The 19754-nt window shown below is 64.8% G+C and carries 18 protein-coding genes and 1 riboswitch; of the genes, 15 read left to right on the top strand and 3 right to left on the bottom strand.

Annotation, left to right across the window (positions count from 1 at the left end):
- Positions 1 to 212 precede the first annotated feature (212 nt).
- Positions 213 to 318, top strand: a riboswitch (TPP riboswitch).
- Positions 319 to 391: 73 nt separating this feature from the next.
- From thiC to ACSQ3S_RS06280, 11 genes are all read left to right on the top strand, one after another.
- Entirely contained in the window at positions 392 to 2308 is a 1917-nt protein-coding gene (thiC, locus tag ACSQ3S_RS06230; RefSeq protein WP_176654765.1) for a phosphomethylpyrimidine synthase ThiC, read from the top strand.
- Between the two features lie 7 nt (positions 2309 to 2315).
- A complete protein-coding gene (thiS, locus tag ACSQ3S_RS06235) occupies positions 2316 to 2519 on the top strand; it encodes a sulfur carrier protein ThiS (RefSeq protein WP_176654764.1) in 204 nt (67 codons plus the stop codon).
- 29 nt (positions 2520 to 2548) lie between these two features.
- Positions 2549 to 3334, top strand: a complete 786-nt coding sequence (locus ACSQ3S_RS06240; protein WP_353399531.1) for a thiazole synthase — start codon at positions 2549 to 2551, stop codon at positions 3332 to 3334.
- 53 nt (positions 3335 to 3387) lie between these two features.
- Positions 3388 to 4158, top strand: coding sequence for a bifunctional hydroxymethylpyrimidine kinase/phosphomethylpyrimidine kinase (gene thiD, locus ACSQ3S_RS06245; protein WP_436144996.1), 771 nt, complete (start codon positions 3388 to 3390; stop codon positions 4156 to 4158).
- Between the two features lie 9 nt (positions 4159 to 4167).
- Complete coding sequence (gene thiE, locus ACSQ3S_RS06250; RefSeq protein ID WP_436141880.1) at positions 4168 to 4791, top strand: thiamine phosphate synthase; 624 nt, start codon at positions 4168 to 4170, stop codon at positions 4789 to 4791.
- A gap of 70 nt (positions 4792 to 4861) precedes the next feature.
- Complete coding sequence (locus ACSQ3S_RS06255) at positions 4862 to 5491, top strand: ANTAR domain-containing response regulator (protein ID WP_176654761.1); 630 nt, start codon at positions 4862 to 4864, stop codon at positions 5489 to 5491.
- A 229-nt stretch (positions 5492 to 5720) separates the two neighbouring features.
- Positions 5721 to 6176 carry a response regulator gene (locus tag ACSQ3S_RS06260; RefSeq protein ID WP_176654760.1) on the top strand — a complete coding sequence of 152 codons (456 nt, stop codon included), beginning with the start codon at positions 5721 to 5723 and terminating at the stop codon, positions 6174 to 6176.
- A gap of 99 nt (positions 6177 to 6275) precedes the next feature.
- Complete coding sequence (locus tag ACSQ3S_RS06265) at positions 6276 to 7382, top strand: S-(hydroxymethyl)glutathione dehydrogenase/class III alcohol dehydrogenase (protein WP_413447083.1); 1107 nt, start codon at positions 6276 to 6278, stop codon at positions 7380 to 7382.
- Positions 7383 to 7510: 128 nt separating this feature from the next.
- Positions 7511 to 7693, top strand: a complete 183-nt coding sequence (locus tag ACSQ3S_RS06270) for a hypothetical protein (RefSeq protein WP_176654758.1) — start codon at positions 7511 to 7513, stop codon at positions 7691 to 7693.
- 130 nt (positions 7694 to 7823) lie between these two features.
- Positions 7824 to 10040, top strand: a complete 2217-nt coding sequence (locus tag ACSQ3S_RS06275) for a M56 family metallopeptidase (RefSeq protein ID WP_436141881.1) — start codon at positions 7824 to 7826, stop codon at positions 10038 to 10040.
- A gap of 37 nt (positions 10041 to 10077) precedes the next feature.
- Positions 10078 to 12381 (top strand): UvrD-helicase domain-containing protein, encoded by a 2304-nt coding sequence (locus ACSQ3S_RS06280; protein WP_176654756.1) that lies wholly within the window; start codon positions 10078 to 10080, stop codon positions 12379 to 12381.
- A gap of 3 nt (positions 12382 to 12384) precedes the next feature.
- Here ACSQ3S_RS06280 and ACSQ3S_RS06285 read toward each other — a convergent pair whose 3' ends face one another.
- From ACSQ3S_RS06285 to ACSQ3S_RS06295, 3 genes are read right to left on the bottom strand one after another with little or no spacing between them, the layout of a single operon-like run.
- A complete protein-coding gene (locus ACSQ3S_RS06285) occupies positions 12385 to 13164 on the bottom strand; it encodes a BPSS1780 family membrane protein (protein WP_353399546.1) in 780 nt (259 codons plus the stop codon).
- Positions 13161 to 14120: a homoserine kinase gene (locus ACSQ3S_RS06290; protein WP_436141882.1), complete on the bottom strand. Its 960-nt coding sequence runs from the start codon at positions 14118 to 14120 to the stop codon at positions 13161 to 13163. Before ACSQ3S_RS06290 ends, ACSQ3S_RS06285 begins: the two co-directional genes overlap by 4 nt.
- Positions 14121 to 14180: 60 nt before the next feature.
- Positions 14181 to 14585 carry a hypothetical protein gene (locus tag ACSQ3S_RS06295; protein WP_176654752.1) on the bottom strand — a complete coding sequence of 135 codons (405 nt, stop codon included), beginning with the start codon at positions 14583 to 14585 and terminating at the stop codon, positions 14181 to 14183.
- A gap of 232 nt (positions 14586 to 14817) precedes the next feature.
- Here ACSQ3S_RS06295 and polA point away from each other — a divergent pair, with 232 nt between their 5' ends.
- From polA to ACSQ3S_RS06315, 4 genes are all read left to right on the top strand, one after another.
- The gene (gene polA, locus ACSQ3S_RS06300; protein WP_436141883.1) at positions 14818 to 17586 is read left to right on the top strand and encodes a DNA polymerase I; all 2769 of its coding nucleotides are present in this window, start codon (positions 14818 to 14820) and stop codon (positions 17584 to 17586) included.
- 35 nt (positions 17587 to 17621) lie between these two features.
- Positions 17622 to 18506: a dienelactone hydrolase family protein gene (locus ACSQ3S_RS06305; RefSeq protein WP_436141884.1), complete on the top strand. Its 885-nt coding sequence runs from the start codon at positions 17622 to 17624 to the stop codon at positions 18504 to 18506.
- A 172-nt stretch (positions 18507 to 18678) separates the two neighbouring features.
- Entirely contained in the window at positions 18679 to 19380 is a 702-nt protein-coding gene (locus tag ACSQ3S_RS06310) for a ZIP family metal transporter (RefSeq protein ID WP_176654749.1), read from the top strand.
- A 61-nt stretch (positions 19381 to 19441) separates the two neighbouring features.
- Entirely contained in the window at positions 19442 to 19723 is a 282-nt protein-coding gene (locus tag ACSQ3S_RS06315) for a hypothetical protein (protein ID WP_436141885.1), read from the top strand.
- The last annotated feature ends 31 nt before the right edge of the window (positions 19724 to 19754 follow it).

Raw genomic sequence — 19754 nt, forward strand, 5'->3', positions numbered from 1 at the left:
GGCGCTTGTTGTGGCGACGACGGTGTCGCTGTGCGGATAGTGTGAGTTCTTTCTAGAAACTTTTATGTGCGATGCCGAACATAGCGCGCGCCTCTTACATTTGTTACACCTCGGCTCGCTTGAGTCCGCACGCAGGGTATTTTCTGTACCGAGGAAGAATCGGTTGTTGTAATTCCCAAGGCAAGGTTATAATCGTCGCGCTGCCGCAAGGTGGCAAACGCTAGGGGTCCTGCAAATCGCACAGCGAGGCGCGGGTGAGAAATACCCTCCGAACCTGATCTGGATAATGCCAGCGAAGGGAAGCTTAGGACATCGCCGCCACACATCGCCGTATCCGTGATGGGCAAGTCCAACCTCCTTTGCTGGCTCCTGTAGCTAACAAAGGAGCCAAATGAACGCCAACGCCAAATTCCTCTCCGCCACCGCCACGGTGGACGAGGCAGCCATCAAGCCTTTACCCAATTCCCGCAAGGTCTACGTTCAAGGCAGCCGTCCCGACATCCGCGTGCCGATGCGCGAAATCACCCAGTCCGACACGCCGGCATCGTTCGGCTTCGAGGCCAATCCGCCGATCTACGTCTACGATACCTCCGGCCCGTACACCGATCCCGACGCGGTGATCGACATCCGTTCCGGCCTGGCGTCGACGCCGCGCCTGCCGTGGATACTGGAGCGCAACGACACCGAGGAGCTGGACGGACCGACCTCCGAATATGGCCAGGCGCGCCTGGCCGATCCGGCGCTGGCTGAGCTGCGCTTCAACCTGCACCGCAAGCCGCGCCGCGCGCGCGAGGGCAAGAACGTCACGCAGATGCACTACGCCCGCCAGGGCATCATCACGCCGGAGATGGAGTTCGTCGCCATCCGCGAAAACCTGCGCCGCAAGGAATACCTGGAGAGCCTGAAGACGTCCGGCCCGATGGGCCAGCGCCTGGCCGACCTGATGGGCCGCCAGCATCCGGGCCAGTCGTTCGGCGCCAGCATCCCGGCCGAGATCACGCCGGAATTCGTGCGCGAGGAAATCGCCCGCGGCCGCGCCATCATCCCGGCCAACATCAACCACCCGGAAATCGAGCCGATGATCATCGGCCGCAACTTCCTGGTCAAGATCAACGCCAACATCGGCAACTCGGCCGTCACCTCGTCGATCGGCGAGGAAGTGGAGAAGATGACCTGGGCCATCCGCTGGGGCGGCGACAACGTCATGGACCTGTCCACCGGCAAGCATATCCACGAAACGCGCGAATGGATCATCCGCAACAGCCCGGTACCTATCGGCACCGTGCCGATCTACCAGGCGCTGGAAAAGGTCAACGGCAAGGCCGAGGACCTGACCTGGGAAATCTACCGCGACACGCTGATCGAGCAGGCGGAGCAGGGCGTCGACTACTTCACCATCCATGCCGGCGTGCTGCTGCGCTACGTGCCGATGACGGCCAAGCGCCTGACCGGCATCGTCTCGCGCGGCGGTTCGATCATGGCCAAGTGGTGCCTGGCGCATCACAAGGAATCGTTCCTGTACACGCACTTCGAAGAGATCTGCCAGATCATGAAGGCCTACGACGTGTCGTTCTCGCTGGGCGATGGCCTGCGTCCCGGCTCGATCTACGACGCCAACGACGAGGCGCAACTGGGCGAACTGAAAACCCTGGGCGAGCTGACCCAGATCGCCTGGAAGCACGACGTGCAGGTGATGATCGAAGGCCCCGGCCACGTGCCGATGCAGCTCATTAAAGAGAACATGGACCTGCAGCTGGAGCAGTGCCACGAAGCGCCGTTCTACACGCTGGGGCCTTTGACCACCGACATCGCGCCCGGCTACGACCACATCACCTCCGGCATCGGCGCCGCGCAGATCGGCTGGTACGGCACGGCGATGCTGTGCTACGTCACGCCGAAGGAGCATCTGGGCCTGCCCGACAAGAACGACGTCAAGGACGGCATCATCACCTACAAGATCGCCGCCCATGCGGCCGATCTGGCCAAGGGCCATCCGGGCGCGCAGATCCGCGACAACGCGCTGTCCAAGGCGCGCTTCGAATTCCGCTGGGACGACCAGTTCAACATCGGCCTCGATCCGGACAAGGCGCGCGAGTTCCACGACGAGACCCTGCCCAAGGATTCGGCCAAGGTGGCGCACTTCTGCTCGATGTGCGGTCCGCATTTCTGCTCGATGAAGATCACGCAGGAAGTGCGCGAGTACGCGGCGGCCAACGGCATGTCCGACGGCGCGGCGCTGCAGCAGGGCATGCAGGTCAAGGCGGTGGAGTTCATCAAGAGCGGCGCCGAGCTGTATCGCAAGCTGTGAGGCCGGCATGATCGAGATTGAACTCAACGGCGCGCCGCACGCGGTGCCGCCGAGGCAGACGCTGGATCAACTGGTCGATGCGCTGTCGTTGACGGGGCAGGCGCTGGCGCTGGCGGTCAACCGCTCGGTGGTGCCGCGCCAGCAGTGGCCGCAGCGCGAGCTGCAGCCGCAGGACAAGGTCGACATCGTGCGCGCCATCGGCGGCGGTTGATCGGCAAGGAACTTGAATAAGGAACGGACATGAGCAATCAAGACGTATTGACTATCGCAGGCAAGAGCTACACATCGCGGCTGCTGGTCGGCAGCGGCAAGTACAAGGACCTGCCGCAAACCCGCGAGGCGACCGACGCCGCCGAAGCGGAAATCATCACCGTGGCGATCCGCCGCGTCAACATCGGCCAGGATCCGAAGGCGCCCAGCCTGCTGGACGTGCTGCCGCCGTCGCAATACACCATCCTGCCCAACACGGCCGGCTGCTACACCGCCAAGGACGCCATCTACACGCTGCAGATGGCGCGCGAGCTGTTGAACGGCCACAAGCTGGTCAAGCTCGAAGTGCTGGGCGACGAGAAGACGCTGTTCCCGCACATGCCGGAAACGCTGATCGCCGCCGAGGCGCTGGTCAAGGATGGCTTCGACGTCATGGTCTACTGCAGCGACGATCCGATCCAGGCCAAGATCCTCGAGGACATCGGCTGCGTGGCGGTGATGCCGTTGGCCTCTTTGATCGGTTCCGGCATGGGCATTTTGAATCCTTGGAACCTGTCGCTGATCATCGAGCAGTCCAAGGTGCCGGTGCTGGTCGACGCCGGCGTCGGCACCGCGTCCGACGCCGCCATCGCGATGGAGCTGGGCTGCGACGGCGTGCTGATGAACACCGCCATCGCCGGCGCGCGGGATCCGGTGCGCATGGCGCGCGCCATGAAGCTGGCGGTGCAGGCGGGCCGCGAGGCCTACCTGGCCGGCCGCATTCCGCGCAAGTTCGCGGCCTCGCCGTCGTCGCCGATGGCCGGCCGGCTGTCGTGAGCGCGACGCTGCAGGCTGCGGACAAGCGGCCTTGCGTGCTGGTGTTCGCCGGGATGGATCCGTCCGGCGGCGCCGGCATCGCGGCGGACCTGCAGGCCGTCGCCGGGCAGGGCGCGCATGCGCTCACCGTCGTCACCGCGCTGACGGTGCAGGACAATGACCGCGTCCACGGCGTGCAGCCGGTCGACAGCGGCATGGTGCTGCGCCAGGCGTGGACGCTGGTCGAGAAGATGGCCATCGGCGCGGTGAAGATCGGCATCCCCGGTAGCGCGGCCAATGCGCTGGCGATCGCCGAGGTGATCGTGCACTTGCGCGGCCGCCAGCCAGACCTGCCGGTGGTGCTGGATCCGGTGCTGGCCAGCGGCCATGGCGACCTGCTGTCGCGCGATGACGCCGTGAAGGCACTGGCGCCGCTGCTGGCGCTGGCGACGGTGCTGACGCCGAACGGGCCGGAAGCGCAGGCGCTGACGGGCGAAGCCCAGCCGGCCGCCCAGGCGCAGGCGCTGCTGGCGCGCGGCTGCCGCCATGTGCTGATCACCGGCGGCCATGCCGACGGCGACGAAGTGGTCAACCGCTGGTTCGGCCCGTCCCACGGCGCCGTGCGCGCCGGCGATGCCGAACGCGAATGGCGCTGGCCGCGCCTGGACGGCGGCTTCCACGGCAGCGGCTGCACGCTGGCGTCGGCCATCGCCGGCCAGCTGGCGCTGGGCGCGCCGACCGCCGGCGCGCTGTCGCTGGCCCAGCAATACACCCACGGCGCGCTGCGCGACGCCTACGCGGTGGCCGCCGGCCAGCGCATTCCGCTGCGCTCACCCCTAACCTGAGAGGGCATCATGCAAGGACTTTACCTGGTCACCCCCAACTGGGACGACACCGACCGCCTGCTGGACCTGAGCGAACAGGCGCTGGCCGCCGGCCGCGACGGCATTGCGATGCTGCAATACCGCCACAAGGAAGCCGGCCCCGAACTGCGCCTGGCGCAGGCCACGGCGCTGCTGGCGCTGTGCCTGCGTTACGGCGTGCCGTTCATCGTCAACGATTTCGTCGAGCTGTGCGAGCAGATCGATGCCGACGGCGTCCACCTCGGCGGCACCGACGCCGAAGTCGCGCAGGTCCGCGCCCGGCTCGGCTCCGGCAAGATCATCGGCGCCTCCTGCTACGGCGACATGCCGCGCGCGCTGGATGCGCAGGCGGCCGGCGCCAGCTATGTGGCGTTCGGCGGCTTCTACCCGTCGCGCGTGAAGAAATACGCGGTGACTACCAAGTTGGAGATCCTCGACCAGGCGCGCGAGGCGATCGCCGTGCCGACCGTCGTCATCGGCGGCATGACGCCGAAAAACGCCGCGCCGCTGGTGGACAGGGGCGCCAACATGGTGGCCGCCATCAGCAGCGTGTACCAGGCCGACAGCGTGGCCGCCGCCGTCGGCCGCTTCCTGGCGCTGTACAAAATGCAATAAAACGTTCGCGTCACGGGTGGTTTTCGGCCGTATAATTGGAGCGTTAGCTTAAGCCCAAGGTTGCCGCCACATGAATGTACCTACCAGCCCGAAGCGTTTGATACTCATCGTCGACGACGATCAACTGCTGCTCGACTTCCTCGGCGAGGTGCTCGGCCACGCCGGCTACGACATCCTGAAAGCGTCGTCCGCCGAGCAGGCCCTGCAGGCGATCGCCCAGCGCGAGCCCGACCTGGCCTTGCTGGACATTCACATGCCCGGCATGAACGGCCTGGAGCTGGCCAAGCAGCTGCACGCGACCAGTTCGGTGCCTTTCATGTTCCTGTCCGGCCGCGGCGACGCCGACGCCGGCAAGCAGGCCGCCTCCTATGGCGCGGTCGGCTTCCTGGTCAAGCCGGTCGACGAGAAGCATCTGATGCCGGCCTTTGCCGCCGGCCTGGCCCGCGCCGACGAAATCCGCCAGCTGCGGCGCACCGAGCTGAACCTGAACGCGGCGCTGGCCGCCGGCCGCGAGACCAGCCTGGCCGTCGGCTTGCTGATGTGCAAATTCCAGACCGACCGCAACACCGCCTTCGAGGTGCTGCGCGACCACGCCCGCTCCAACCGGCGCAAGGTCAACGAGGTGGCCGACCAGCTGCTGTCGGCCGAGGAAACACTGAACAGCCTGCACGCCGCCTTCAACCAGCGTCTCAAAAAGTAAACATCTGTGCCTGAAGGCAAGCATTTTCTTGCCTTCGGGAATTTTTCAGATACACTATACGTAGTACTACGCGGCAGGGCCTCCAACCTGCGCCTGCCGCCTCACCGGCCGCCTGTTCCCTGCGCCCGTCTTGATTCCCTCGGCCCAACTCCGCCGATCGTCTGCGATTCCCAGTCTTACCCAGTAGCCGGGCATCGCATTTCTATCAGCTTTGTGTGCGGAGACACCCATGACCAACGATATTTCCCAGGACACCTACCGGCCCTTCAACGACCAGGAGGGCGGTGCTGCCATCGGCTTTTCCATCTTTGCGACGGCGCCGCGCGTGCTGCATGTGGACGGCGACGCCGACGCCGCGCTGGTGCTGTCGACCTTGCTTGTGCCGGAAACCCACGTCACCCACGCGGCGACCTTCGCGGCCGCGCAGCGGCTGCTGGAGCTGGAGCAGTTCGCGCTGGTGGTGATCGATCCCGACCTGCCGGACGGCGACGGCGCCGACCTGCTGTCGACGGTGCGCATGCGCCAGGGCGACGCCCGGGTGCTGCTGTATTCGGCGCGCCACCCGGAACGCCACACCGTCGGCAGCGCCTTCCTGCCCAAGCCGTGGACTTCGCCGCGCCAGCTGTGGCGCACGGTGTCCGACCTGCTCGGCATCGGCCAGGCGATGCCGGTCGAGCCGCAATAGTCCCCGCACCACAGATCGTCCCCGGCTTGCTATCATGGCGGATCACCGGAACGGCACGCCCGTTCCGGCATCCCGAACAACGCAGCCACAGGACGAACAATGAAAACCAAAGCAGCCATTGCATGGCAGGCGGGCAAACCGCTGACGATCGAGGAAGTGGAACTGGGCGGTCCGCGCGAGGGCGAGGTGCTGGTGGAAATCAAGGCCACCGGCATCTGCCACACCGATTACTACACGCTGTCGGGCGCCGATCCGGAAGGCATCTTTCCGGCCATCCTGGGCCATGAGGGCGCGGGCGTGGTGGTCGACGTCGGCCCCGGCGTCAAGTCGCTGAAGAAGGACGACCACGTCATTCCGCTGTACACGCCGGAATGCCGCCAATGCAAGTTCTGCCTGTCGCAAAAGACCAACCTGTGCCAGTCGATCCGCTCGACCCAGGGCCGCGGCCTGATGCCGGATGCGACCAGCCGCTTCTCCATCGACGGCAAGCCGATCTATCACTACATGGGCACGTCGACCTTCTCCAACTACATCGTGGTGCCGGAAATCGCGCTGGCCAAGATCCGCGAGGACGCGCCGTTCGATAAAGTCTGCTACATCGGCTGCGGCGTGACCACCGGCGTCGGCGCCGTGCTGTTCACGGCCAAGGTGGAGGCGGGCGCCAACGTCGTCGTGTTCGGCCTGGGCGGTATCGGCCTGAACGTGATCCAGGCGGCCAAAATGGTGGGCGCCGACAAGATCATCGGCGTCGACATCAACCCGGCCCGCCAGGAGATGGCGCGCAAGTTCGGCATGACCCACTTCATCAATCCCAAGGAGGTGGACAACGTGGTCGACGCGATCATCCAGCTGACCGACGGCGGCGCCGACTACAGCTTCGAGTGCATCGGCAACACCACCACCATGCGCCAGGCGCTGGAGTGCTGCCACAAGGGCTGGGGCCAGTCGATCATCATCGGCGTGGCGGCGGCGGGGCAGGAGATTTCCACCCGTCCGTTCCAGCTGGTGACGGGGCGCGTGTGGAAGGGTTCGGCCTTCGGCGGCGCGCGCGGCCGCACCGACGTGCCGAAGATCGTCGACTGGTACATGGAAGGCAAGCTCAATATCGACGACCTGATCACCCACCGTCTGCCGCTGGAGCGCATCAATGAAGGCTTCGACCTGATGAAGAGCGGCGAATCGATCCGTTCGGTGGTCATTTACTGACGTCCGTCGCGGCGGGATGCGCTTTGCTCCGTCAAAGCTGCATTCCGTCGCAATCCGCAGGCGCTCGGCGGGGTGTTTGTCTACAGTGGAGTCATGGAAGCAAGGCCCACCACTGAAGGAGAAACATCATGAACGTACTGAAAAACATGGAAGTCATCTTTGTAGCCAGCGCAGTCATCCTGTGCGCCACCGGCTACGCCAGCGCCGAAGTGCGCACCGCACCCGCAATCGATCCCGGCTCGGTGAAGGTGGCCGTGGTGGACGGCGTCAAGATGCCGGTCGTGACCATCAGCGCCAAGCGCGCACGTTAAACACCGTTGGCCGCATGTAGAAAAAAAGTTCTAGACATCGTCATCTAGATAATTTATTCTACATCCATCAACTGGGAGTGCGGCATGGAAGCAATACGCATGGTGACGATTTCACGGCAGGCAGGCGCTTATGAATAGCGTCCTGCCGGCCCTGGTGCCCGCAGTAGGCTGGGCACTGCTGCATTTCATCTGGCAAGGCCTGCTGATCGGCTGGGGCGTTGCGCTGGCGATGTATGCGCTGCGCGGCGCCCGTCCGCAGACCCGGTATGCGGTGGCCTGCGCCGGCATGCTGTTGTGCGCGGCGCTGCCGCTGGCCAGCATCTTCATGCACCTGGCCGACGCCAACCGCGGCGACAGCGCGGTCCACATGCTGAGCGTGCTGGTCGATGCCGATGGCACGGCCGGCGCCGGACTTGGCGCCGCCGCCATCGTGCCGACCCTGTTCAGCGACGATACCTTGTCGGCGTGGGAAACCATGTTGCGCCGCCAGCTGCCGTGGGTGGTCGGCCTGTGGCTGGCCGGCGCGGCGCTGATGTCGCTGCGGCTGGCGGTGGGCCTGAAATGGGTGGCCGAGCGCACCCGTCCCGACGAATACACCGTCAATCATTACTGGCAGCGCCGCTTGTCCGAGCTGGCGCGCCGCTTCGAGATTCCGCAGCACGTCAGGCTGGGCGTGGCCGACCTGCTCGACAGCCCGATCACCGCCGGCTGCTGGCGTCCGATCGTGCTGGTGCCGACGGCGCTGGTCAGCGGCATGCCGCCCGATTTGCTCGAAGCGCTGCTGGCGCATGAACTGGCGCACATCAAGCGGCACGACTACCTGGTCAACCTGATTCAAAGCGCGATAGAAATCGTGCTGTTCTATCACCCTAGTGTTTGGGCCTTGTCACGCAGGATACGGATCGAGCGGGAACAAATCGCCGACGACCTGGCGGTAGGCATGCTCGGCCAGCCGCAACGGCTGGCGCAAGCCCTGTCGGAACTGGATCGTTTCCAGTTCGATACCACACAACTTGCCCACGCGGCTCACGGAGGAAATCTCATGTCTCGTATCAAACGCCTGCTGCGTCCCGATGTTGAACCGGTCAGCTGGAAGATGGCTTTGCCCTTGATGGGTTTGTTCGCCGCCGGCGCCGTGTTCTACGCCCATGCCGCGCCGCCGGCTGCCGCCATGGCCGAGCCGCAAAGCGCGGTGGCTCCTGCCCCTGCCCCTGCGCCCGCACCCGAGCCGGTGCCAGCTCCCGAGCCAGCGCCGGCGCCGGAGCCGTACCCGGTCGCCAAGCCGGCGCCGGTCGCCAAGGCCGCGCCCGCCGCCAAGGCAGCCCCAGTAGCTCCGGCAGCTCCGGCAGCCCCAGCTGCGCCGGCCGCACCTGCCGCACCCGCAGCACGTATGGCGATCCATGTAGTGCCACCGGTTCCTGCTATTCCAGCCATTCCGGCCATTCCCGCCATCCCGGCAGTGCCGGCAGTGCCGGCGATGCGGGCCGTGGAAATTCCCCCATTGCCACCGGTTCCTGCAATTGCTGCGTCCGACCTGCGGGTCCAGACCGGTCCGAACGGCGTGCGCTCTTTCAAATTCGACCGCCTGACGATGAATCGCAACGATGCCGACTTCGCCTACGCGCTGGTGCAGGCCGACCGTGACCGCATGACCGTCTCCGCCGACAGGCGCGACCTGGCCCGCGTCGACGGCATGCGCCAATCCATGAAGGGCGATTTCGTCTGGTTCCGCGACGGCGACAAAACCTATGTGATCCAGGATCCCGTCACGCTCGCCAAGGTCAACGAGGCCTGGGGGCCGGCCAACCTCATCGGCAAACAGATGGAAGAGCAGGGCAAGAAAATGGAAGTGCAGGGCAAGGCGATGGAAGCGATAGGCGCGCAGATGGAAGCCGTCTCCCGCGAGACCGCCAGCGGACCCGAGCGCGAGCTGGAACGCCAGCACCGCCAGCTGGAGCGCGTGGTGCGCCAGCAGGAAACTGTCGGCCGCAAGATGGAGCAGGCCGCGCGCGAAATAGAAGGCGATCCCACTCCTGAGAAAATGCGCGCCTACCGCGCCAGGCAGGACCAGCTGCGCGCCGAAATGGAACCGCTGGGCAAGCAGATAGCGCAATACCAGGCCGAGATCTCCGCGCAGGCGGCAAAGATCGCCCAGGCGCACGTGCCGGTGCAGGAAATGAGCCGCAAGATGGCCGAGCAAAACCGGCCGATGGTGGAACTGGGCCGGCAGATGGGCGAACTGGGCCGCGAGCAGGCCAAGGCCAGCCGCGAAGCCGAGCGTACGACCAGGGAACTGATACGTGAAGCCCAGAAAAACGGCAAAGCGGTGCCCGTACCGTCGGCTTGAAGCGCGTCGTTGAGGTGAGTCCCGGTATAATCACGGGATGCAAAATCTTCTTCACAACCTCAACGACGAACAACTCGCCGCCGTGACCCTGCCGGCACAAAGCGCCCTGATCCTGGCGGGCGCCGGCTCCGGCAAAACCCGCGTACTGACCACCCGCATCGCCTGGCTGATCCAGACCGGGCAGGTGTCGCCGTCAGGCCTGCTCGCCGTGACCTTCACCAACAAGGCGGCGAAGGAGATGATGACGCGTTTGTCGGCGATGTTGCCGATTAATACACGCGGCATGTGGATCGGCACCTTTCACGGCCTGTGCAACCGCCTGCTGCGCACCCACCACCGCGACGCCGCGCTGCCGCAGACCTTCCAGATCCTCGATTCGCAAGACCAGCTGTCCGCCATCAAGCGCCTGATCAAGGCCAACAACGTCGACGATGAGAAGTTTCCGCCGAAAGAGGTGATGTACTTCATCAACAACGCCAAGGACCAGGGCCTGCGCGCCGACAAGATCGATCCCTACAACGCCGACGAGCGCAAGAAGGTCGAGCTGTACCAGATGTACGACGATCAATGCCAGCGCGAAGGCGTGGTCGATTTCGCCGAGCTGCTGCTGCGCACCTACGAGCTGCTCAGCCGCAACCAGCCGCTGCGCGAACACTACCAGCAGCGCTTCAAGCACATCCTGGTCGACGAGTTCCAGGACACCAACGACCTGCAATACAAGTGGCTCAAGCTGCTGGCCGGCCACGGCGAGCGCGACGGCGGCGGCGCGCTGTTTGCCGTCGGCGACGACGACCAGAGCATCTACGCCTTCCGCGGCGCCAACGTGGGCAACATGAGCGCGTTCGAACGCGAGTTCCACGTCAAGAACCTGATCAAGCTGGAGCAGAATTACCGCTCGCACGGCCACATCCTCGATGCCGCCAACGTGCTGATCGCCAACAACAGCAAGCGCCTGGGCAAGAACCTGCGCACCGACGCCGGCCACGGCGAGCCGGTGCGCGTCTACGAGGCCAGCTCGGACCTGGCCGAGGCGCAGTGGATCATCGAGGAAACCAAGAACCTGATCGCCGACGGCGCCGCCCGCAGCGAGATCGCCGTGCTGTACCGCTCCAACGCGCAGTCGCGCGTGATCGAGCATGCGCTGTTCTCGGCCGGCATTCCGTACCACGTCTATGGCGGCCTGCGCTACTTCCAGCGCGCCGAGGTCAAGCATGCGATCGCCTACCTGCAGCTGATGGACAACCCGCACAACGATTCGGCCTTCCTGCGGGTGGTGAATTTCCCGACGCGCGGCATCGGCCTGCGCTCGATCGAAGCGCTGCAGGCGGCCGCCGACCAGCACCGCATTTCGCTGTACGCCGCCGTGCCTTATGTGGCGGGCAAGGCCGGCTCGTCGCTGGGCGGCTTCGTCAAGCTGATCGAGGGCGCGCGCTTCGAGACGCAGCAGATGGCCTTGCCGGAACTGGTGCGCGTGGTGCTGGAGGCTTCCGGCCTGCTGGCCCACTACCAGACTGAAAAAGAAGGGGCCGACCGCATAGAGAACCTGGAGCAGATGGTCAGCGCGGCCACGCAGTTCGTCTCGGAAGAAGGCTTCGGCCAGGGCGCGCCCGCGCACCTGGGCCCGCAGGCGCAAGCCCAGTCCGGCGCGCCGATCGTCAACGAGGATGGCTTCGAGATCCTCGACGCCGATGCGCCGCTGGCGACCGTGATGTCGCCGTTGTCGGCCTTCCTGTCGCACGCGTCGCTGGAGGCGGGCGACAACCAGGCCACCGCCGGCCAGGAAGCCGTGCAGATGATGACGGTGCACTCGGCCAAGGGACTGGAGTTCAACAACGTCTTCATCACCGGACTGGAAGAGGGCCTGTTCCCGCACGAGAGCAGCTCGCGCGAGCATGACGGCGTGGAGGAAGAGCGCCGCCTGATGTACGTGGCGATCACGCGCGCGCGCCAGCGCCTGTACATGTGCTTTGCGCAGACGCGCATGCTGCATGGACAGACCCGCTACAACATGAAGTCGCGCTTCTTCGACGAGTTGCCGGAAGAGTCGTTGAAGTGGCTGTCGCCGAAAGTGCAGTCGCACTGGTTCGCCAACAAGAAGTCGGCCTGGGACGAAACGCCGCTGGTCGGTTCAGACAATGCCATCGCGCAGAAGATCGCGCAGAAGGCGCCCGGCGCCGGCTGGCGCATCGGCGAATCGGTCGCCCACGGCAAGTTTGGCGAAGGCGTGATCGTCAACATCGAGGGCAGCGGCAGCAATGCGCGCGCCCAGATCAACTTCGGCAGCCACGGCATGAAGGTGCTGGACCTGAGCATCGCCAAGCTGGAACGGATGGGGCGTTAAAGCTTAATCTTGCTGGTCCAGCTTGACCGCCGCGGCTTCGGCCTGCGGCGGCGCACCGAAGATCTGGCGGTAGCTGGCATACAGCGTGCAGTGCATCAGCACGATCATCATCAGGAAGATGGTGAAGATGGAGGCCACTTCCAGCTGCGGCGAGTCGAACAGCAGCACCGGGATCGCGGTGCAGACCTGGAACATCAGGAACAGCACGATCGCCACCGCGAGGAAGGCCTTGATGTCGCGGCATACGGTGACCACGCTGAAGAACAGCGCCTTGGCCAGCGTCATTTTCTGCCAGTAGATCAGCGGCGCGGCCAGGCAGGTCAGCATCCAGCCGGCCATGTAGACGCCGGACGAGACGAACAGCGCGCTGCGCGAATCCTCCAGCAGCTTCTGGTCCATCTCGATCTGGCGGGTGGCCATCTGCACCAGCACGCCGCCGTCCATCAGGCTCAGCACCGTCAGCGACAGCAGCATCACCAGCAGGTACAGCACCCCCAGGCCCAGCAGCGGCCGGCGCGCCGGCTTGCGGAAACCGCTGAGCACCAGGTTGGGCATGGCGCGCTTGCCGTCGTCGATGTCGGCGCAGGCCTGCAGCAGCGCCACGCTGAACATCGGCGCCAGCAGGATGGGCGCCATGCCGCCGATCAGCGGGATCAGCAGCGAAAACAGCGACAGGAACATGCAGCAGAAGAACAGCGCCATCAGCGCGCCCGGCTGCCTGCGGAATACCTGCATGCCTTGTTTGACCCAGTGCCAGCCTGCGCGTGCGGGAAGCTTGCTCATCCGCGCAGCCCCGGCGCCGGCGTGGCGATGCGTTCGCGCAGGATGCGCTCGAAGTGGGTCGGATCGTGCGGCGTCAGCATCTCGGCCTCGCGCGGCAGGTGGAAGTCGTACAGGCGCGACAGCCAGAAGCGCAGCGCCGCCGCGCGCAGCATCGGCTGCCACGCGGTTTGCTCGGCGTCGGTGAACGGCCGCACGGCGTGGTAGGCGTCCAGCAGGGCGCGCACGCGGGCCGTGTCGAGCACGCCGGTGTCGAGGGCTATGCACCAGTCGTTGACGGTGACGGCGACGTCGAACAGCCAGGTGTCGCAGCCGGCGAAATAGAAATCAAAGAAGCCGGTCAGGCGTTCGCCGTCGAACATGACGTTGTTGCGGAACAGGTCGGCGTGCACCGGACCCACCTGCAACTGGCGGTAGGTGTGGCAGCCGGCAAAGGCTTCCTGGAAATGCATCTCAGCCTTCAGCAGGTGGGCATTGCTGTCCGACAGGAAGGGCAGCACTTGCGGCGTGGTTTCGTTCCACCAGTCCAGGCCGCGCAGGTTGGGTTGCTGCAGTTCGTAGTCCAGGCCGGCGATATGCATGCGCGCCAGCATGGCGCCGACGGCGGCGCAATGCACCGGTTTCGGATCCATTTGCGAACTGCCCTCGAGCTTGCTGACGATGGACGCCGGCTTGCCGTGCAGGGCGACGATCAGCTCGCCCTGGTCGTTGGCGACCGGCGCCGGCACCAGCACGCCGCGGTCGGCCAGGTGGTGCATCAGCTTGAGATAGAACGGCAATTGTTCGAAGGACAGGTTCTCGAAGATCGTCAGCACGAACTCGCCGCGCTCCGTCGTCAGGAAGAAATTGCTGTTTTCGATGCCGGAGCTGATGCCTTTGAGCGCCAACGCCGAGCCGAGGGGGAATTGCTTGATCCACTGGGCGATATCGTCCAGGGAGACCGGGGTAAACACTGCCATGTGAAAATCTGATGAGGTTAGCTGAGGATGCCCGCCATGGCGGGCGCCTGCGTTATTGTTTTATTTCACGGCTGGCGGCGCGGCGGTGTCCGCCGAACCGTCTTCTTCCGTGGTCTTTTTCTTCTTCTTGCCGATGTCGAACTCCATCACCGTCCATTGCGCGCCGCGGTTGGCGCCGCCCAAGGCGTCGCCGGGCAGGGCCGTGCCGGCGGGGTGGTTCGGCTTCAGTTTATACGTGCTCGGACCGCTTTTGACGGTGGCTTCGACGACGTTGCCGCTGTTGTCGCGCTTCTCGGAGATCTGGTGTTCCTGGGTCTGCTTGGCCGTGACCGTGATCGGGTCGTCCGCCACTTCCTCTATCTTTTCCAGTTTCGGCGGCGCCTGGCTGGGAGTGGACTGCGCCAACGCCGCGTGGGTGACCAGAGTCAGCAGCAGGGCCGGCAGGAGGGTGGAGGTGCGCATCATGATGGATCGCCTTAGAGGGTGTGAATAGCCATGGAATTTTTATGTATGATCCATTGTAACAAACTGACACGCTTCGCTGTTTTAAAAGGCGCAAGCTCCTGGTTTGCGCAACACGAAATTGTCATTATTGAAACTCTGGCGCCTGCCGGACGGCGCCGAAAACCTGCGATAATGCGCCATTCGTGGCAAAGCCGCCATTGTTGACGGCGCACCTCACCCTTATCTAGTCCCTATGCAAAATACCCTGTTGTTAGTTGACGGTTCCAGCTACCTGTACCGTGCCTTCCATGCGCTGCCCGACCTGCGCAGCCCCGACGGCCATCCGACCGGCGCCATGCACGGCATGGTCAACATGCTGCGCCGCCTGCGCGCCGACTATCCCGCCGCCTACATCGCCTGCGTGTTCGACGCCAAGGGCAAGACCTTCCGCGACGATATGTATCCGGAATACAAGGCCACCCGCGCCTCGATGCCGGACGACCTGCGCCTGCAGATCGAGCCCATCCACGAGGCGGTCAAGGCCATGGGCTGGCCCGTCCTGATGGTCGACGGCGTGGAGGCGGACGACGTCATCGGCACCTTGTCGGTGCAGGCCGCCAAGGCCGGCATGAACGTGGTGGTGTCGACCGGCGACAAGGACCTGGCGCAGCTGGTCAATCCGCAAGTCATGCTGATCAACACCATGACCAACGAGAAGATGGACGAGGCGGGCGTGCTGGCCAAGTTCGGCGTGCCGCCCAACCGCATCATCGATTACCTGACCCTGATCGGCGATACCGTCGACAACGTGCCGGGCGTGTCCAAGTGCGGGCCGAAGACGGCGCTCAAGTGGCTGACCGCCTATGACTCGCTGGACGGCGTGATCGCCAACGCGGAAAAGATCAGCGGCGCGGTCGGCGAGAACTTGCGCAGCGCGCTGGAATGGCTGCCCAAGGGCCGCGAGCTGATCACCGTCAAGCTGGACTGCGACCTGTCGGGCCACATGATGTCGATCAGCGAATCGCTGGTGGCGCGCGGCGAGGACCAGGAAACGCTGCTGGCCTTCTTCAGCAAGTACGGTTTCAAGACGCTGCTGCGCGAGCTGGGCGCGACGACGCCGCAGGCGCCGGTAGGCAAGGCCGCAGCCGGTGCCGAACCTGCGGCCGGCGGCGCCGTTTCCGCCAACCTGGACATGTTTGGCGAGGCGCCGAAAGTCGCCACCAACTACGAAACCGTGCTGACCGACGAGCAGCTCGACAAGTGGATCGCCCTGATCGGCGCGGCCAAGCTGACCGCCGTCGATACCGAGACCACGTCGCTGGAGCCGATGACGGCGCAGATGGTCGGCATTTCGCTGTCGGTGGAGCCGGGCGTGGCCTGCTACATTCCGGTGGCGCACACCTACCAGGGCGTGCCGGAGCAGCTGTCGCGCGAGCATGTGCTGGAAAAACTCAAGCCGTGGCTGGAAGACGAGAGCAAGCTCAAGGTCGGCCAGAACCTGAAATACGACAGCCACATCTTCGCCAATCACGGCGTCAAGCTGCAGGGCATCCATCACGACACGCTGCTCGAATCCTATGTGTTCGAATCGCACCGCACGCACGACATGGACAGCCTGGCGCTGCGCCACCTGAACCACACGACGATCCCGTTCTCTGACGTGTGCGGCAAGGGCGCCAGCATGATCACCTTCGACAAGGTGGAAATCGGCCGCGCCACCGACTACGCGGCGGAAGACGCCGACATCACGCTGCGCCTGCACCTGGCGATGATAGGCGAGGTGGAAAACGACGCCAAGCTGGCCTTCATCTACCGCAATATCGAACTGCCGACCGCCGTGGTGCTGCAGAAGATAGAACGCAACGGCGTGCACATCGACGCCGAGCTGCTGAACATTCAATCGGCCGAGCTGGGTGCGCGCATCGTCGAGCTGGAAGCCAAGGCGCATGAGCTGGCCGAGCAGCCGTTCAACCTCGGCTCGCCGAAGCAGATCGGCGAGATCTTCTTCGAGAAGCTGAAGCTGCCGGTGGTGAAGAAGACCCCGAGCGGCGCGCCGTCCACCGACGAGGAAGTGCTGCAAAAGCTGGCCGAGGATTACCCGCTGCCGAAAGTGCTGCTGGAATACCGCAGCCTGTCCAAGCTGAAGTCGACCTACACCGACAAGCTGCCGAAGGGCATCAACCAGGACACCGGCCGCGTGCACACCAACTACGCGCAGGCGGTGGCGGTGACGGGACGCCTGGCATCCAACGACCCGAACCTGCAGAACATCCCGATCCGCACCAAGGAAGGCCGCCGCATCCGCGAGGCGTTCATCGCGCCGCCGGGCAGCCATATCGTGTCGGCCGACTATTCGCAGATCGAGCTGCGCATCATGGCGCACATCTCGGAGGACGAGAACATGCTGCGCGCCTTCGCCGAAGGCGTGGACATCCACCGCGCCACCGCCGCCGAGATCTTCGGCGTGGGGCCGGAAGAGGTGACCAGCGAGCAGCGCCGCTACGCCAAGGTGATCAACTTCGGCCTGATCTACGGCATGAGCGCGTTCGGCCTGGCCGGCAACCTGGGCATCGAGCGCGGCGCCGCGCAAAGCTATATCGACCGCTATTTCGCGCGCTTCTCGGGCGTCAAGCAGTACATGGACGACACGCGCCTGCAGGCGAAGGCGCGCGGCTACGTGGAGACGGTGTTCGGCCGCCGCCTGTGGCTGCCGGAGATCAATTCGCCGAACGGCCCGCGCCGCCAGGGCGCCGAACGCGCGGCGATCAACGCGCCGATGCAGGGCACGGCGGCCGACCTGATCAAGCTGGCCATGGTGGCGGTGCAGGACTGGCTGGAAAAAGACAAGCTGCAGACCAAGATGATCATGCAGGTGCACGATGAACTGGTGCTTGAAGTGCCGGATGCCGAGCTGGAACTGGTCAAGCAGAAGCTGCCGGAACTGATGGCCGGCGTGGCTGAATTGAAGGTGCCGCTGATCGCAGAGGTTGGCGTTGGTAAGAACTGGGATGAAGCACATTAAGTTGTGCTTCCGCACACTAATCAAGGAGGAATCGCATGGATGATTTGAAACGTGATGCAGAGAGTTTGCTGGCCAAAACCAGCCTGTCGGACGGCGTCGACCGCCGCGACTTCCTGAAGGTGGCGCTGGGCACCGGCTTCGCCGCCGCCGCGATGCCGGTGGTGGCGCAGAACGTCATCCACATCGATACCGTCGGCCTGACCGCCGGCACCATCACCATCACCGTCAACGGCCAGACCGTGCCGGTGTACCGCGCCCAGCCGGAAGGCAAGAGCAATCTGCCGGTGGTGCTGGTGGTCTCGGAAATCTTCGGCGTGCACGAGCACATCGCCGACGTCGCACGCCGCTTTGCCAAGCTGGGCTACCTGGCGCTGGCGCCGGACCTGTTCGTGCGCCAGGGCGATCCGCAGAAGGTGGCCTCGATCGCCGACCTGCAGCGCGACATCATCTCCAAGACGCCGGACGCGCAAGTGATGACCGACCTCGACGCGGTGGTGGCCTGGGCCAAGGCCAACGGCGGCAATCCGGACAAGATCGCCATCACCGGCTTCTGCTGGGGCGGCCGCATCACCTGGCTGTACGCCGCGCACAATCCGTCGCTGAAGGCCGGCGTGGCCTGGTACGGCCGGCTGATCGGGGAGACCAACGCCAACTTTCCCAGGCATCCGGTCGATATCGCTGGCACTCTGACGGTGCCGGTGCTGGGCCTGTACGGCCTGAAGGACACCGGCATCACGCAGGAATCGATCACGGTGATGAAGGCCGCGCTGGCCAAGGGACCGAACAAGTCGACCTTCGTCATCTATCCGAACTCCGGCCATGCGTTCAATGCGGATTATCGTCCGAGCTACGTCGAGGCGGACGCCAAGGATGGCTGGGGCCGCACGCTGGCCTGGTTCAAGCAAAACGGCGTGTCCTGATCAAATTTTAGCCAAAGTAAGCATAAAACCGGGCTGGGCGGTAAAATAACGCCCCCGGCCCGCTCGCAGCGGCACGGCTCCTGCTACCAGAGGCTATAACATCGATCCTGTCCTTATCTCCATATTACTGGCCACCACGGTCGCCGGCGTCGTCAGCATCAGTGCTGCCGCCGTGTTCTCGTTTACGCTGCTGTCGAAGGTGGTGGAGCGTATGGTCAGCCTGTCGGTGGGCATCATGTTGTCGACGTCGCTGCTGCACGCCTTGCCGGAGGCGTTCGAGTCGCAGGCCAGCGCGCGCAGCCTGTTCGCCACGCTGCTGGGCGGGCTGCTGGCGTTCTTCCTGCTGGAGAAGCTGGCGATCCTGCGCCATTCGCACCATCACGAGGGCGACGGCCACCACCACCATCACGGCCACGACAAGCACGAGGCGGGCAAGGCCGGCTGGATGATTCTGGTCGGCGACGGCATGCACAACTTCACCGACGGCATCCTGATCGCGGCGGCCTTCCTGGCCAATCCGGAGCTGGGCCTGGTGACGGGGCTGGCCATCATCGCCCACGAGATTCCGCAGGAGATCGGCGACTTCATCGTGCTGCTGAACGCCGGCTTTTCGCGCACGCGCGCCTATGTCTACAACCTGCTGTGCAGCCTGATGGCGATCGTCGGCGGGCTGCTCGGCTACTACACGCTGGACCGCGCCAGCAGCCTGATACCGTACGTGCTGGTGTTCGCGTCGTCGGGTTTCATCTACATCGCCGTCAGCGACCTGATGCCGCAAATGCAGCGCCGCGCGACGATGCGCGAATCAGTGCCGCAAGTGCTGCTGATCGCCGCCGGTGTCGCCATCGTCCTGTTCCTGACGCACGGCCACTAAGGCTTGTGGCCGCTCAATCCCCCGCGCTTGCCGCGGGCGCGGCCGGGAGTATCATAGCTGGATGAACTCCAGACAAAAAAAGCAAGCTGAAGCGCTAGCGGCCCTCTCCACCGCCGACCGTGCCCGTCTTGAACGCTTGGCGGAGTTGGCCGAAGTGACCGCCGAGTACCTGTGGCCTGATGTCTGGCTCTACGGCTTCGATGACGTCGAAGAGGGTATTCAGGCAGATCTGGAGGCGGAGGCCGAAATCGCAGCGGGCATGACCCTTCCTAACGAAGAAGTAATGGCGCATATAAGAAGTTTATTGGACCGTCATGCAAAGCGGAAGCGGCGCGCCGGGTAGACTGCCGGTTGGCGCCGATTTCCTATTCCCA

Origin of the sequence: Duganella sp. LjRoot269 (genome assembly GCF_964254095.1) — a bacterium.
Lineage (GTDB): Bacteria > Pseudomonadota > Gammaproteobacteria > Burkholderiales > Burkholderiaceae_D > Rugamonas > Rugamonas hordei.